This window comes from Gilliamella sp. Fer4-1, assembly GCF_001690515.1.
Classification (GTDB): domain Bacteria; phylum Pseudomonadota; class Gammaproteobacteria; order Enterobacterales; family Orbaceae; genus Gilliamella; species Gilliamella apicola_C.
Genome location: NZ_LZGZ01000076.1, coordinates 1 through 15,318 on the forward strand (window position 1 = coordinate 1; position 15,318 = coordinate 15,318).

General features: G+C 36.1%; 13 protein-coding genes, 1 pseudogene and 1 riboswitch. Of the genes and pseudogenes, 10 read left to right on the forward strand and 4 right to left on the reverse strand.

Annotation, left to right across the window (positions count from 1 at the left end; genetic code table 11):
* Window positions 1–133 precede the first annotated feature (133 nt).
* On the forward strand, window positions 134–1,600 hold the full coding sequence (gene guaB / locus A9G30_RS02765; protein ID WP_065587973.1) for an IMP dehydrogenase: 1,467 nt from the start codon (window positions 134–136) through the stop codon (window positions 1,598–1,600).
* Between the two features lie 367 nt (window positions 1,601–1,967).
* Here guaB and pssA read toward each other — a convergent pair whose 3' ends face one another.
* Entirely contained in the window at window positions 1,968–3,323 is a 1,356-nt protein-coding gene (gene pssA / locus A9G30_RS02770; RefSeq protein WP_065580073.1) for a CDP-diacylglycerol--serine O-phosphatidyltransferase, read from the reverse strand.
* A gap of 199 nt (window positions 3,324–3,522) precedes the next feature.
* Window positions 3,523–4,575 carry an AI-2E family transporter YdiK gene (gene ydiK, locus A9G30_RS02775; RefSeq protein WP_065567249.1) on the reverse strand — a complete coding sequence of 351 codons (1,053 nt, stop codon included), beginning with the start codon at window positions 4,573–4,575 and terminating at the stop codon, window positions 3,523–3,525.
* A gap of 120 nt (window positions 4,576–4,695) precedes the next feature.
* On the opposite strand from ydiK, the gene eco reads away from it, so the two are divergent.
* From eco to A9G30_RS02820, 9 genes and pseudogenes are all read left to right on the forward strand, one after another.
* Window positions 4,696–5,190: a serine protease inhibitor ecotin gene (gene eco / locus A9G30_RS02780; RefSeq protein ID WP_065567250.1), complete on the forward strand. Its 495-nt coding sequence runs from the start codon at window positions 4,696–4,698 to the stop codon at window positions 5,188–5,190.
* Window positions 5,191–5,529: 339 nt separating this feature from the next.
* A complete protein-coding gene (locus A9G30_RS02785; RefSeq protein WP_065587974.1) occupies window positions 5,530–6,639 on the forward strand; it encodes an extracellular solute-binding protein in 1,110 nt (369 codons plus the stop codon).
* Window positions 6,640–6,739: 100 nt separating this feature from the next.
* Window positions 6,740–7,876 (forward strand): putrescine ABC transporter ATP-binding subunit PotG, encoded by a 1,137-nt coding sequence (gene potG, locus A9G30_RS02790; protein ID WP_218057696.1) that lies wholly within the window; start codon window positions 6,740–6,742, stop codon window positions 7,874–7,876.
* 321 nt (window positions 7,877–8,197) lie between these two features.
* A pseudogene (locus A9G30_RS02795) lies at window positions 8,198–9,067 on the forward strand (ABC transporter permease subunit); the annotation flags it as partial.
* Between the two features lie 243 nt (window positions 9,068–9,310).
* The gene (locus tag A9G30_RS02800; RefSeq protein WP_081295587.1) at window positions 9,311–10,069 is read left to right on the forward strand and encodes an ABC transporter permease subunit; all 759 of its coding nucleotides are present in this window, start codon (window positions 9,311–9,313) and stop codon (window positions 10,067–10,069) included.
* A gap of 110 nt (window positions 10,070–10,179) precedes the next feature.
* Window positions 10,180–10,369, forward strand: a riboswitch (FMN riboswitch).
* A gap of 163 nt (window positions 10,370–10,532) precedes the next feature.
* Window positions 10,533–11,177 (forward strand): 3,4-dihydroxy-2-butanone-4-phosphate synthase, encoded by a 645-nt coding sequence (gene ribB, locus A9G30_RS02805; protein WP_065587976.1) that lies wholly within the window; start codon window positions 10,533–10,535, stop codon window positions 11,175–11,177.
* Window positions 11,178–11,433: 256 nt separating this feature from the next.
* Window positions 11,434–11,748: a hypothetical protein gene (locus A9G30_RS02810; RefSeq protein WP_065567253.1), complete on the forward strand. Its 315-nt coding sequence runs from the start codon at window positions 11,434–11,436 to the stop codon at window positions 11,746–11,748.
* 494 nt (window positions 11,749–12,242) lie between these two features.
* The gene (locus A9G30_RS02815; RefSeq protein WP_218057698.1) at window positions 12,243–12,566 is read left to right on the forward strand and encodes a DMT family transporter; all 324 of its coding nucleotides are present in this window, start codon (window positions 12,243–12,245) and stop codon (window positions 12,564–12,566) included.
* A 26-nt stretch (window positions 12,567–12,592) separates the two neighbouring features.
* Complete coding sequence (locus A9G30_RS02820) at window positions 12,593–12,907, forward strand: DMT family transporter (RefSeq protein ID WP_065587977.1); 315 nt, start codon at window positions 12,593–12,595, stop codon at window positions 12,905–12,907.
* Window positions 12,908–12,990: 83 nt separating this feature from the next.
* Here A9G30_RS02820 and A9G30_RS02825 read toward each other — a convergent pair whose 3' ends face one another.
* Both A9G30_RS02825 and srmB read right to left on the reverse strand, forming a co-directional pair.
* Entirely contained in the window at window positions 12,991–13,593 is a 603-nt protein-coding gene (locus A9G30_RS02825; protein ID WP_065567255.1) for a peroxiredoxin C, read from the reverse strand.
* Window positions 13,594–13,711: 118 nt separating this feature from the next.
* Window positions 13,712–15,022, reverse strand: coding sequence for an ATP-dependent RNA helicase SrmB (srmB, locus tag A9G30_RS02830; protein ID WP_065587978.1), 1,311 nt, complete (start codon window positions 15,020–15,022; stop codon window positions 13,712–13,714).
* Between the last annotated feature and the right edge of the window lie 296 nt (window positions 15,023–15,318).

Sequence of the window (15,318 nt, forward strand, 5' to 3'; positions counted from 1 at the left end):
ATAATATGCATATAATTTTATATTATTTTAATAAATCATATCTAATATAAATATCGCTGGTGTTTTTAAGTAAAAGTAAGTAAAATGCTTTGGCAATATTTTATCAACAATCCAACCAATGGTGAATATTGTCATGTCTCGTATAGTTAAAGAAGCACTCACGTTTGACGACGTGCTATTAGTTCCCGCCCACTCAACGGTATTACCGAACACGGCTGATATTAGTACGCAACTAACCCAAACCATAAAACTTAATATTCCAATGCTATCAGCAGCAATGGATACAGTAACCGAATCAGATCTAGCCATTGCGTTAGCACAAGAGGGGGGGATTGGTTTTATTCACAAAAATATGTCAATTGAAAATCAAGCCAATCATGTAAGGCGAGTAAAGAAACACGAAAGTGGTATAGTTCAAGATCCTGTATCTGTTTTACCTACTGCAACCATAAAGCAAGTTATTGATCTAGCTAAAGAGTATGGTTTTGCTGGATTTCCTGTTGTGACTGAAACCCAAGAACTGGTTGGAATTATTACTGCACGAGATGTACGATTTGCCACCGATTTATCTTTACCTGTTACTGCCGTTATGACGCCTAAAGATCGCTTAGTTACCGTCAAAGAAGGTGAACAACGTGAAATCGTACTTCAAAAAATGCATGAGCACCGTATCGAAAAAGTGCTTGTTGTTGATTCACGCTTCCATCTAAAAGGTATGATTACCGTTAAAGACTACAACAAAGCCGAGCAAAAACCCAATGCCTGCAAAGATGAAAAAGGGCGCCTGCGTGTGGGAGCTGCTGTTGGGGCTGCGCCAGGTAATGAAGAGCGCATCGCCGCATTAGTTGAGGCTGGCGTTGATGTGTTGCTAATTGACTCTTCACATGGCCATTCGCAAGGTGTGCTTGACCGTATTTATCAAACTAGAAAGAATTATCCTAATTTACAAATTATTGGCGGTAATGTTGCCACCGCTGAAGGTGCTAAAGCCTTAATTGAAGCTGGAGTTAGCGCTGTTAAGGTGGGGATTGGACCAGGATCTATTTGTACAACACGCATTGTAACAGGTGTTGGTGTGCCACAAATTAGTGCGATTATGGATGCAGTTGAAGTCGCACAAAAACATAATATTCCTGTTATCGCTGATGGTGGAATTCGTTATTCAGGCGACATAGCCAAAGCCATTGCCGCAGGAGCATCTTGCGTTATGGTTGGTTCAATGTTTGCAGGCACAGAAGAAGCACCAGGCGAAATTGAATTATTTCAAGGCCGGGCCTATAAATCATATCGTGGCATGGGATCGCTTGGCGCAATGGCAAAAGGATCGTCTGATCGCTATTTTCAAACCGACAATGCTGCAGATAAACTGGTACCAGAAGGAATAGAAGGGCGCATTGCCTACAAAGGACAATTAAAAGAAATCGTTCATCAACAAATGGGAGGATTAAGATCTTGTATGGGGCTAACTGGTTGCGCAACGATTGATGCATTAAGAACTCAGTCTAAATTCTATCGAATTACTGGCGCAGGCATGAAAGAAAGCCATGTGCATGATGTACTTATCACCAAAGAGCCACCTAACTATAGAGCGGGCGCGTAAAAAAGGGGGGGGAACCTCCTTTTTTTTGTAAATAAAAAACTTCAATAAAATCAATAGCTTTTCTGAACCATTTTTATAGAAAACGTACTGTTTTTATAACGTCAAAAGTTATTTTAGGGGGAGTATTGGGGGGAATGTTTTATTCTTTTGGTGCCCAGAATAATTGATGCCATCACGCCTGAATTGGGAGATTCAGTTCTGAATTCTCTCTCAACCCTAACATAAGGCTGCAAAACATGATTTTGGGTTATTCCACCTTTTTATTTAATTTTAATGAGTTGTTCCTGATAAAGCATAGCACTGCCCCAGCAAACAAGGGTATTTGGCTAGGCAGTGCTTATTTTAGTTATCTAAAATATCAATAACTTCATAGTAATCGTTTAATAATTCTATCCACTTTTATACGGCTGAGTCGCTTTATTAATTTATGCACTTGGCTAGGATAAAATTGGCTTGCCTGTATTTGTTGAAAATGAGTGACCAAGGTGGTTTTTTGGCGTATAGCGTTTAGTTCTTGGGTGAATTTGTCACTCAATTCTTGTTTTGGATCATGTATTAATATGCCATTTTCAAGATCTAGCCGCCACGCTCGCGGATTTAGATTGTTGCCTGTTATAAGCACCCATTTATCGTCTACCCAGATACCTTTAAGGTGGTAGCTTTGTTGTTCATCCTTCCATAAGCGGATAATCAGTTGTTCTTTGTCAATAAAGAGTTGCAGGCGCTCGATAAAGCTTCTTAAGTTGATTTCGTATAAATAGGGTAGTCCACCTGATATATTAAAAGGCTTATCTGGTGGAATATAAAAATCGTTGGCTTCTTTGTCACCAATAATCAGCTCCACTTGTCGTCCTTTACGTAACAAACGGATAATATCGCGGACTAAAATACTTGGTAAATTAAAGTAAGGCGTGCAAAAGATCACTTTTTGTTCGGTAACGTTTATTAAGTGATGAATAACTTTATTTAAAGCATTATTGCGCCCAAGCCCCATTATTGGTGCAACCGATAAAGTTTCATTGTCAGTATTGGCGCTGTATTGGTAGTTTGCATCCATTAAATGTTGGCGCAGGGCTTTGATTTCAGATTTGATCTGTTTGCGGGTTTTATGCGTGCCCAAATTAAGCAATTGCAATGCTTGATATGGTAAAAAATGCTCATGAATAAATTGTACCATACTATCAGCTAATACTGGATTAGTAATAAAGTGGTAGCGGTCGTAACGGTATTTATCGCGTTTGTGCAAATAGACATTATTAATGCTTGCACCGCTGTAAATAACCGTATCATCTATAATAAAACCCTTAAGGTGCAATACACCAAGCACCTCACGACGATTAACTGGCACACCATAAATTGGGATGTCAATTTCTGGATTCTTTTGTTTTAATTGGTAATAATAATTGGCGTTAGTATGCGCTTTATCTTCACCAATTCTTCCTCGCTGTGCTCGATGCCAGTCAACAAATATTTTGATATCTAAATTTGGACGTTGCCGTTTAACTTGATAAAGCTCATCAAGAATTTCTTGACCAGCCTCGTCTTGTTCTAGATAAAGTGCGACAATATAAATACGTTGCTGAGCGTTTTTTATCTTGTCAATTAACGCGAGTCGATACGCTTTTGCACTATTGAGTATCTCATATTGCTTGGCATTTTGTTGAATTTTTGCTAATTCATCAAGATGCTTTTGGTGATTATATTTTATAAATGGTATTCGCATGATTTATTTATCATTATAACTGGTAAATTACTTTAGGCTAATGATAGTTAAAAGTAATGTAAATAAGACCAGTAAAAATAACACTCCTTTTAAAATGTGCGCATTTCGATTAAGTTGCTTTAGGCTAAATACGCCATATCATTATGTTTATTAACCTTTAGCTGCATGTTTATGCTTTATTGCTAGGATAATAAATGGTTTAAGACTGCTCATCAACCCATGTTTCAATTATTTTGTAAGTTAATGCAAGTACTACTGGGCCAATAAACAATCCCATTATACCAAAACTAAGTAAACCGCCAATTACGCCAAATAAAATGAGTAAAAATGGTAAATTAGCTCCTTTTTTTATTAAATAAGCACGCATTACGCTGTCTAAAGTGGTTAAAATAATGGCAACAACAATTAAACAGATACCTTCAATGGTATGACCTGACCAAAATTGCCAAGCGATGCAGCCAAGCATAACCACTACAGGGCCAATTTGGGCTACACAGCAAATAAATAAGATGAGTGTCAGTACGCCAGGTAATGGCATATTGGTGAGAAGAAAACTCAATCCGCCGATTAACGCTAAGGTGATGGCAGTCACCACAACGCCTAATGCTACTGCACGGATAGATTGCCCTGCTAAAGTAACGGTGGTTGCACCGTATTGCTTAGAGAGTCGATTAGCTAGTAAGTAGACATATTTAGTGATGCTTTCACCTTTTAAAAAGAGTAATAGACTAAAAATAATCATGACGCCAGCATGAAAAATAAATATACCAATGTTAGTGGCTTGTTCAAGTAGCCAACCTATCATGGTACCAATATAAGGCTGTATGCTTGAAACTAAATCGGTACCATCGGTTTGAATCAGATTTAACCATTTTTGATGTAACTCGGAACCAAAGGTCGGTATGTTTTCAAGCCAGTCAAACGTGGGTAGTGTTTGATGTTGTAGCGTTTTAGCCCATTCAATAAGATGGTGACCATTTTGTGCTACAGAGCTAATAATTAATATAAATGGAATAATGCAAACAAATGCAAGTATTAACGCCATAACAAGCAACGATAACCAGCGCTTGTTAAACAGTTTTTTTTGGATTTTTATCATTAATGGCCAAGTCGCAATGACTACCATTACCGCCCAAAAGAATCCAAATAAGAAAACTTCAACAATACGATAGGTAATAATGATTAGCAACCCAATAATTAATAAGTTTAAAATTAACTTGAGTAAATCGGTAGTATTTTTTTCTGCTGGCATTTTAACACCATATTTATTAATCTATATTGTGTTATTATACGCATTATCAATTAAAATTAATATGATGTATTGATGATATGATGTATCGATGATTCATTCTTTCATACTGGAGATTTAAAAATGAAAAAATTATTATTATTGGCATTATTAGGTGTGTCATTAACGGCGTGTGCCAACACACCAAAAATTAAACCTGTTGCACAAAATGCTAATGATACAGCGCCATTTCCAACTGCTCAAGAGGGCACTACACGTTATGCTATTTATCTGCCAGCTATTGCTAACGAAAACAATGCAAAAGTTGAAGTAATAATTGGCAAGGAAATGAATGTTGATTGTAACTTACATAATATTGGTGGTACGGTTAAGCAAGAAGAGCTTAAAGGTTGGGGATATTCATACTATGTGGTTGAAAAGGCCGCAGGTAATATTTCAACTTTAATGGCTTGCCCTGAAGGAAGCAATAAAAATCAATTTGTGACCCTTAGCCACAATTTAGGTTTATTTAACTATAACAGCAGTGTGCCATTAGTTTTTTATGTGCCTAACGATTTGCAAGTTAAATACCGTGTTTGGCAACCTAAGGATAAAATTCTAGAAGCTAATGCAGAATAGTTTGTATTTATGAATTATTAATTGGTTATCAATTATCGATTGAGTGGTCAAAATATGCCCACTCAATCTTGAAACTTTCAATATTTGATTTTTTAAGTGGACATCTTTGAAAAAAAAGGTATTTTATCCCTTGTAATGCAAGGTTAGCTCGACATGTTCATTTATCATTATTAATGACTTGTGATTGCCTGATTACCTCGGTTTCGCTTGGCGGTGTTACATTGATAATTTATATCATTTTCTCAACGTCGATGGCAAAATTTGGGGGTCCGTTGTGTCTTTGCAATGGGCTTGTGTCTAACATGTAATATCCCTACAACTAGAGGAGAAGTGGTGAGCATGTTTACTCAACGTAAAACAATTCTTTCAATCTTGGCTGGTGTTTCACTAGCGTTATCTCAACCTGCTATTGCTAAAGATCGCGTCGTGCATTTTTACAATTGGGCAGGGCAAATCGGCTCTAATACAATTACTGATTTTGAAAAATCAACAGGTATTAAACTTGTTTATGATGTGTATGATTCAAATGAAGCACTTGAAGGTAAATTAATGGCAGGCCATTCTGGTTTTGATGTGGTTTCGCCATCAGATAGTTTTTTAGCAAGACAGATTAAATCTGATATTTATCTTCCATTAGATAAAAGTAAATTACCTAACTGGAAAAATCTTGATCCTAATTTAATGAAATTAATGGCTACCCATGATCCTGATAATAAATATGCCATCCCTTATGTATGGATGACAACAGGCATTGGCTATAACATTGATAAAGTTAAAGAGCGTTTAGGTAGCGATGCGCCAGTTAATAGCTGGGATCTAGTATTTAAGCCTGAAAATATGGAAAAATTGAAAGATTGTGGCGTAGCGTTTTTAGATGCCCCAACCGAAATTTTCGCAAGTGCTCTTCAATATTTAGGAAAAGATCCGAATAGTACTGATGCTAAAGATTACACAGGCGCCGCTTACGAGCTGTTAGAAAAAGTTCGCCCAAATATTCGCTATTTCCATTCTTCACAATATATTACCGATTTAGCAAATGGTGATATTTGCGTGATTTTAGGATGGTCGGGTGATATTTTACAATCACGCGATAGAGCTGATGAAGCAAAAAATGGTGTGCATGTAGGCTATCAAATTCCAAAAGAAGGAGCATTAGTCTTTTTTGATACTTTTGCCATTCCAAAAGATTCAGCCAATCCTGACGAAGCACACGAGTTCTTAAATTTTGTCATGAAACCTGAAATTGCAGCGCAAGTGACTAATGATGTTAATTTTGCTAGCGCCAATAAAGAAGCAAACGACAAATTTGTAAAACCAGATGTGAAAAATGATCCTGCGGTTTATCCAAAACCAGAAGTAATGGAAAAATTATTCACCCTGAAAGTTAAAGAACCTAAACTTGAACGTGTTATCACACGTACGTGGACAAAATTAAAAACTGGTAAATAAGCAGTAATTATCTAATTATTTATTGGTCTATTCTAGACGGGGAGATTAATTTGATCTTTCCGTCTCGTTTTTTTTGGCTTGTTGTTATGAGGAAAAAAGAGTGAATAATAAAACAACAAATCAGGTACAGCCTAAAAAAAAGATGATAACTCCGCTATTGGAGATCAAAAATTTAACGAAAGTTTTTAATGATGATTATTATGCTGTTGATGATGTCAACTTGACTATCTATACTGGCGAAATTTTTGCTTTACTGGGTGCATCAGGAAGCGGTAAATCAACACTACTACGTATGCTTGCTGGTTTTGAACAGCCAACATCAGGTCAAATAATTCTTGATGGTAAGGATTTATCACAAGTTCCACCTTATAATCGTCCTATTAATATGATGTTCCAATCGTATGCTTTGTTTCCTCACATGACGGTTGAACAAAATATTGCCTTTGGTTTAAAACAAGATAAATTAAGTTATAGTGAAATTAAACAGCGTGTTGAAGAGATGTTAGCGCTTGTGCATATGGAGCAATTTGGCAAACGTAAACCACACCAATTATCAGGTGGTCAGCGCCAACGTGTGGCTTTAGCCAGAAGTTTGGCTAAACGACCAAAATTATTGTTACTTGATGAGCCAATGGGTGCACTTGATAAACAACTTCGTGATCGAATGCAGCTTGAAGTGGTGAGCATTTTAGAACAAGTGGGGGCAACTTGCGTTATGGTTACCCATGATCAAGAAGAAGCTATGACTATGGCTGGTCGTATTGCTATCATGAATAAAGGTCAATTTGTGCAAATTGGTGAACCAGAAGAAATTTATGAACATCCAAATAGCCGTTATAGTGCTGAGTTTATTGGTTCGGTTAATATTTTTGACGGTATCTTGCAAGAAACGTTAGAAGATGGTTTGATTTTGAGTTGTCCTACTATTAAACATCCATTTAAAGTGGATTATGATTCGCCTGCGGTGGAAGGCGTACCGATTAAAGTTGCTTTGCGCCCAGAAAAAATTCAATTATGTGAACAATTGCCTGAAGATGGCTATAACTGTGCTACAGGTGAAGTTGTCGAAATTGCTTATCTTGGGGATTTATCGATTTATCATGTCAAATTGCCAAGTGGGCAAATTATTATTGCACAATTGCAAAATGAGCATCGTTATCGTAAAGGAATGCCAACTTGGGGGGATATAGTTAACTTAAGTTGGGAAGTTGATAGTTGTGTTGTACTTACTGAATAAACAAAAGAGGATATCATAATGCGATCCATTGTATTAGGATTGTTGTTAAATGCATTTGTGTTGCTCAATGTTTATTGGCGTTTTGTAACAACGGGTGCATTTGATAACTTATTTTTAGATGCGCTATTTACCGCAATGACATTGAGCTTTTTATTGTCATGCTTTGGTTGTTTTTTAGCGCATTACAGACCATCTAAATTTGCTTATCGGCTTATTATTGCTGGCAGTATTTTATTTATTCCAGCAGGGTTAGTTGTGATTTTTTATACATATAAAAAATTGCGTCAACAACGAGATGATTCAGATTTAATGACTCTTTATGGAAGGTTAACGGTAATTGCGATCCCTTATTTATGGATGCTATTACTGTTTTTATTACCATTTTTAATTGTATTTAGGATCAGTTTTTCTGAAATTGCTTTAGCAGTGCCACCTTATACTGATTTGTTAAGTTATGACGATGGTTTGCTTAATATTACGTTAAATTTTGGCAATTATTTAAATCTAATTAGCGATACAATTTATGTTGATTCGTATTTGCAATCACTTAAGATTGCTGCGATTTCAACTGTGCTTTGTATTTTGATTGGTTACCCATTGGCTTGGGCTATTTCACAATGCAAACAGTCAACTCGCAATATTTTATTGCTACTGATCATTTTACCTTCATGGACATCGTTTTTAATTCGTGTTTATGCGTGGATTGGTATCTTGAATCCTAATGGGCTGTTAAATCACTTTTTGATGTGGTTAGGCGTCATTGATCAGCCTTTGATTATTATGAAAACCTATTTTGCGGTGTATATTGGTATTGTTTATTCGTATTTACCATTTGTGGTATTGCCAATTTATACGTCGTTAAGTAAGGTCGATTCAACGTTAATCGAAGCAGCATTAGACTTAGGTTGTAAACCGATAAAAACATTTTTTAAGATCATTGTACCTTTAACTAAAAATGGGGTGATTGCTGGAGGAATGTTGGTGTTTATTCCTGCTGTAGGTGAATATGTGATCCCTGAATTATTAGGGCCTTCTGAAGGCATTATGATTGGTACCCAGCTTTGGACCGAGTTCTTTAACAATCATGACTGGCCAGCAGCTTCAGCTGTTGCAAGTGTGATGTTGATGATATTAATTGTACCAATTTACTATTTTAATAAATTCCAAAATCGACAAATGGGAGGTAAATAGATGAACAATTTACCTGTTATTACACGATCCGCCCTAATTGTATTTATCTTCTCTTTGCTAGGTACAATTTTATTGAGTATTTTGATTTCATCATCGGGATTAACGCTTTTGGGGCAAAGTAGTTTTTACTACGGCTGTATTACTTTTAGTTTTATACTTACGGCTTTAGTTACTATAGCGCTGTTTTTTCGGTGCTTGAAGGGGCTTATCTTTTTAGTTGTCTTTTCGTTTTTATATATCCCCATGATCATTTTGATTGTTTATTCGTTTAACAGTTCTCGGCTAGTAACAGTTTGGGCGGATTTTTCAGTCAAATGGTATTTTGAGCTAATTCACAATGAAACACTACTTAAAGCTGTCGGATTAAGTTTATCTATTGCTGCATGCGCTGCTACTTTTGCTGTTGTGCTCGGCACATTGGCCGCTTATGCAATTATCCGTTTTAGGCGATTCCGTGGGTCTAATTTATTCTCATTTATGACAACAGCGCCGTTAGTTATGCCTGATGTTATTACTGGATTGGCATTGTTATTATTGTTTGTTGGCATGGGACAGGTTTTGGGGTGGCCAAAAGATCGGGGTGCAATAACTATTTGGATGGCACATGCGACTTTCTGCACTGCCTATGTCACGGTAGTCATTAGTGCAAGGCTTCGTGAACTTGATAAATCTATTGAAGAAGCGGCTTTAGATTTGGGTGCTAACCCATTGAAAGTCTTCTTTGTTATTACATTACCAATGATTGCACCAGCATTAGTTTCTGGTTGGTTACTTGCATTTACCTTATCACTTGATGATGTAGTAATTGCTAATTTTGTAACAGGGCCAGGCGCAATGACATTACCTAAATTAATATTTTCAAAAGTACGTTTAGGGGTTGATCCACAAGTAAACGCTTTAGCCACAATTATATTACTCATTGTAGGGATTATCGGTTTTATTTCGTGGTTATGGATGCGTCAGTCTGAGCGACGTCGCATTCAAGAAACACATAAGCACTAAATCCTGCCTCTTATATCAATATTGCCGCACATTGCGGCAATATTACGTTTTAAAATCTCCGTGTTTTTTTCATCATTTTGTATTATAGTGTGAATGGTCAATTTATTTGGCTAAATTCTCAGGGCGGGGCGTAATTCCCCACCGGTGGTATAGCCCACGAGCGCTTAATATTTTAGATCTTAATGGTCTGTTTATTTTATTAATAACAAACCACAATAAACCATCTAAAGATATTAAGGTCAAGCAGATTTGGTGAAATTCCAAAGCCGACAGTTAAAGTCTGGATAAAAGAGAGTTGCTTATCTTTCTCATGTTTGCTGAAAGGCAAAGTCATACTGGTCAAGCACAGCCCTGATTCTGGTATTTTATTTATTTGTACTTAATTAATTTGATGCATCAATAATGATTAAAATTTAATTAAGTAAATAATGAAATGAGCAAATTAAAAGTATAGGTATTTACCATGAATCAGTTTAATCTGAATGAGTTTGGAACTCCAATCGAACGAGTTAAAAAGGCCATTGCATCAATTCAAGCCGGTCAAGGTGTGCTAGTTTTAGATGATGAAGATCGTGAAAACGAAGGCGATATTATTTGGGCTGCTGAGTCAATCACTCCCGAACAAATGGCTATGACTATTCGTTATGGTAGTGGCATTGTTTGCTTATGTTTACCGCCAAAACGTTGCGAAGAATTGGAATTGCCTATGATGGTGGCCAATAATACCAGTAAAAATAATACTGCGTTTACTATTTCGATTGAAGCTGCCGATGGTGTAACAACGGGGGTATCAGCTGCCGACCGCGTTACGACCATTAAAGCTGCGGTTAATGATAACGCTAAACCTAGCGATCTTAATCACCCAGGACATGTCTTTCCATTGGTTGCTAAAGAAGGTGGTGTATTGGTTCGCCGAGGCCATACCGAAGCATCAATTGATTTAGTGACATTAGCAGGTTTAAAACCTGCCGCAGTACTGTGTGAGTTAACGAATGATGATGGCACAATGGCAAGAGCACCTGAAGTGGTAAAGTTTGCCAAACAATACCATATGCCCGTTGTAACCATTGAAGATATAGTTGAGTATCGTAACACTCTCAACTCTTGAGCTAACAATTGTTCCGCCGATGAAATTGTTCGGCGGAGTTATTTATACTCATCATATTTAACGTTAAAAAATCTAACTTATTTTTTTGTATCGAAACCCTATTGATAAAGCTGCTATCTGAAATATTTTTTAGGTTTATAAGTCAATGTTTTTTATCGGATTAGTGAAGTTAGTCTTTTTATCGATTTGGCTTGAAAAGCGTGATTTGTTCGCTTATTTTATAAGAAGAAAAATTTTGCTTACATCTGGATAATTTATGCTACGTTCTATTTTTATTTATCTTATGGCACTTTTAACACTTACTGGTTGTCAAGCTGAATCAACAAAATCGATGAATGTGATTGTAACTAATTCTAAAACAGAGGTTTTTTATTCAAGCTCTCATAGTGATTATAAAATTACTATTTATGCACCTAATCCACCCGCTCCCAAGGGTGGTTGGCCAATTATTTATCTTCTTGATGGTGATAGTTATTTTTTAACAGCCCATAGTATTTTGACTAATTACTTTCCTTTTCCTATGCTTAACCAACTTAACTGTCCTATAAATAGCGATACTAAACAAGTATGATAACGCCTACTTTAGATTTATAATAAAAAACGGTTTAAAAACACTATTTTATTATTCTATACTGATTTAAAATTAAATTAAGAAAGTATAACTATTTTTATTTTTTTCTATCAATTTATCTATTTCTTTTATATCTTTCTAAAAGCATACGATATGGTATGATATGGAATAGGCAGGCTAACTTACATAAATCGTAATGCATTGAATTATAAAAATTTGCTCTTGCTATTGATGATTATTCATTATAGAATTACCTACCTTATTGAAAAATAATAATAAAACTTGTGGTAAGGTATCATGAAGGTTAGTTGCTTTGACTTATTCGTTTTTTTGACTTAATAGTTAAAAACATACAGTAATTAAGCTCTTTGGGTGGCAAATGTTCTGTTTGCGAACCATCTTTTATTTTGTCGTTGTTTATCGACAATAAATCATTATCAAGTGCTATATAAAATAGGTTATGACAAAAAATAAAGTAGCAAAACGAGGTAGCTATGTTAAGCGTGAATAAAGAGTGGGCATTTGTAGTGCTGACTTGCTTTTTTGAGTTATGTTGGATTTTAGGGTTTAGCGTTGCAACCGAGCTATGGCAGTGGGGTATCATTGTGTTGCTAATTGTTGTCGATTTTACTTTTTTAACCAATGCTTGTAAAACAATACCCACAGGTACAGTGTATGCCATATTTTCAGGCGTTGGTGCAGTTGGTGCGACAGTGATTGACATGTTGCTTTTTGACAAAGAAATTAAATTAATTCAACTTTTTTTTGTGGCACTTATCATTATTGGTGTTGTGCAACTTAAACGTGCGGATAGTTAATATTACAATAAAGGACAAATTTAATCATGGGATGGCTATTGATATTAATTGCAACTGTTTTTGAAGTTCTTGGGGCGATTGGTCTTAAGTTATATGCAGAGCAAAAAACTCTGTTTAGGCTTGTTTTATATTGGGGAGGATTTTCTGTTTCTTTTATGCTTTTTTACTTTTCTCTCCATTATCTTGAATTGAGTATTGTGTATCCTGTTTGGGTTGGTCTTGGCACATCGGGGGCGGTGTTAGCTAATATGTTATTGTTCAATGAGCCTAAAAACTTTTCTCGATTATTTGGTTTGAGCATTATTATTATTGGTGTTGTTGGTTTACATGCTACTTTATAATCAGTTTTGATTATACTGACAAAAAAACCGGAGATAATCTCCGGTAAAATATAATGTAAGGTTGAATAAAAAAAGAAATTAAATTAAATTTCGTTAGCATGCTCTTTTAAGAAACTTGCAACGCCTTTCGGGTTTGCTTGCATGCCTTTTTTACCTTTTGTCCATTGTGCAGGGCAAACTTCTCCATGCTCTTCATGGAATTGGAACGCATCAACAATACGAATCATTTCGTCGATATTACGACCAATTGGTAAATCGTTAATCGTTTCATGGCGTACAATGCCTGATTTATCAATGAAGAATGATGCGCGTAATGCCACACCAGCTTCAGGATGTTCAACACCATATGCTTGCATAATTTCGTGTTTGATATCTGCAATAATCGGGAATTTTACTTCACCAATACCACCATTGTCTCGAGGTGTGTTTCGCCAAGCGTTATGTACATATTCAGAGTCCATTGAAACACCAATAACTTCAACTCCTCGCTTTTTGAATTCTTCTAGGCGGTGATCAAAGGCGATGATCTCTGATGGACAAACAAAAGTAAAGTCCATTGGCCAGAAAAAAACCACAGCATATTTACCATGAATATGTTGTGATAAATTGAAATTGTTAACAATTTCTCCAGATCCTAAAACTGCTGCTGATGTAAAATCTGGGGCTTTGCGAGTGACTAATGTCATAGTGTTTCTCCTTGCTAATTAAATGTAAATCATATCGTGAAGCATTATAGCAATTAAAATCGATTGTCCAAGTTGTTATAAACAATCGGTATCATAAGTTTAAGCTATTAACTGTTGATTATTGTTCGGTATTATTTATTAATTTTTTAGGTTTACCTTTATTTTTGGTATCTCGATGACGCTGTTTTATCTTTTTCTTCTTGGCATCTTCTTTTTTGCGAACACTTTTTAATTTTGCTTTTTGCGATGGTTTTTTCTTTGTTGCTGGCTTTGGGGCTTTTGTTTTTGGTCGCAATTCATCAATGGTTCTTAGTTTTATTGGTTCTTGGATATAGCGCTCAATTTTTTGTAGTAATTCGTTATCATGAGCTTCAATTAGCATAATTGCCGTACCTTTTTTACCTGCACGTGCAGTGCGACCAATGCGGTGCAAGTAAACATCTGCGGTTTTCGGGGCATCAAAATTAATAACGTGGGTGATATCGTCAATATCAATTCCACGCGCTGCAACATCAGTTGCAACCAGTACATTAACAGTATTATTGCTAATTCTTTTGATCGCTTCGTTGCGTTTTGCTTGTACCATTTCGCCTTCTAAATAGCAACTGTGGATGCCAGCTTGATGCAGCAGGTTAACTAATTCGTGCACACGTTCACGTTTACGAACAAATACAATGGTTTTTTTTAATTCTTGTTGTTTTAATAAGTGAGTAAGCAGTGCCACTTTATGGGGTAAGTCGTCAGCACGATAATAGAATTGTAGGATCTTTTTTCGCTCTTTACGTGATGGATCGGCATTGATTTCAATTGGTGCATTTAAAATACGACTGGCAAAATTATGCAGTCCTTCGCCTTCAAGTGTAGCTGAAAATAATAAAGTTTGCTTACGCCAACGAGTTTCGGCTGATATGGTTTCGACATCTTGCGAAAAACCCATGTCTAGCATGCGGTCTGCTTCGTCTAAAATCAGCATCTCAACCGCTCGGCAATCAAAATTTTCTTCTTTTATATACTGTAATAATCGACCTGTTGTTGTAATAACAATATCTTGATTTTTGCTAAATACTTCAGCGTGATTCATATAAGCAACCCCACCAGTGATGGTTGCGATGCTTAGCGGTGTCGATTCGGTTAATAATTTGGCTTGCTCGGCAATTTGCATGGCGAGTTCACGCGTTGGTGTTAATATCAAAATGCGTGGTGGCCCAGATTTACGACGAGGGAAATCTAATAAATGTTGCACAGCAGGAATTAAAAAAGCGAGTGTTTTACCCGTACCAGTTGGTGCGGAGCCTAAAATATCTTTGCCATCTAGCGCAACAGGAATCGTTTGTGCTTGGATTGCTGTCGGGGTGTTTATATCCTGCGTTTGAAGATTGTGAATTAATATATCATCTAGCTCTAAATCAGAAAAAGTGTGTACTGTCATAATGATCTTTTCATCTAAAATTATAAGACACATTATAACGGCAATTACTATAACTACAATCAATAAAAGTGTGATGGATTATTATTCGTTCTTTATACGTTATTTGCTTACAGATAAGTTATCTTGAAGAGAATGTCAACTTGTGTGCCTAAAATCTTAACGATTTATTTAAGCAAAACTTATCATCTTTGAGTGTTTATGGTAAGATTAGGTAAATTATTACAGCATGTAAAATGGTGATTGGGTTATTCCGTTGCGGTTTAACGCTTAATCAATTTGTACCTTAATACAAGCTG

Bases quoted from the DNA above. Each gene is read 5' to 3' on its own strand.
- A9G30_RS02815 (WP_218057698.1), top strand. From the start codon at position 12,243: ATGTTAAGCGTGAATAAAGAGTGGGCATTTGTAGTGCTGACTTGCTTT.
- guaB (WP_065587973.1), top strand. From the start codon at position 134: ATGTCTCGTATAGTTAAAGAAGCACTCACGTTTGACGACGTGCTATTA.
- A9G30_RS02785 (WP_065587974.1), top strand. From the start codon at position 5,530: ATGTTTACTCAACGTAAAACAATTCTTTCAATCTTGGCTGGTGTTTCA.
- A9G30_RS02810 (WP_065567253.1), top strand. From the start codon at position 11,434: ATGCTACGTTCTATTTTTATTTATCTTATGGCACTTTTAACACTTACT.
- ribB (WP_065587976.1), top strand. From the start codon at position 10,533: ATGAATCAGTTTAATCTGAATGAGTTTGGAACTCCAATCGAACGAGTT.
- pssA (WP_065580073.1), bottom strand. From the start codon at position 3,323: ATGCGAATACCATTTATAAAATATAATCACCAAAAGCATCTTGATGAA.
- A9G30_RS02800 (WP_081295587.1), top strand. From the start codon at position 9,311: ATGATCATTTTGATTGTTTATTCGTTTAACAGTTCTCGGCTAGTAACA.
- A9G30_RS02820 (WP_065587977.1), top strand. From the start codon at position 12,593: ATGGGATGGCTATTGATATTAATTGCAACTGTTTTTGAAGTTCTTGGG.
- ydiK (WP_065567249.1), bottom strand. From the start codon at position 4,575: ATGCCAGCAGAAAAAAATACTACCGATTTACTCAAGTTAATTTTAAAC.
- srmB (WP_065587978.1), bottom strand. From the start codon at position 15,022: ATGACAGTACACACTTTTTCTGATTTAGAGCTAGATGATATATTAATT.
- eco (WP_065567250.1), top strand. From the start codon at position 4,696: ATGAAAAAATTATTATTATTGGCATTATTAGGTGTGTCATTAACGGCG.
- A9G30_RS02825 (WP_065567255.1), bottom strand. From the start codon at position 13,593: ATGACATTAGTCACTCGCAAAGCCCCAGATTTTACATCAGCAGCAGTT.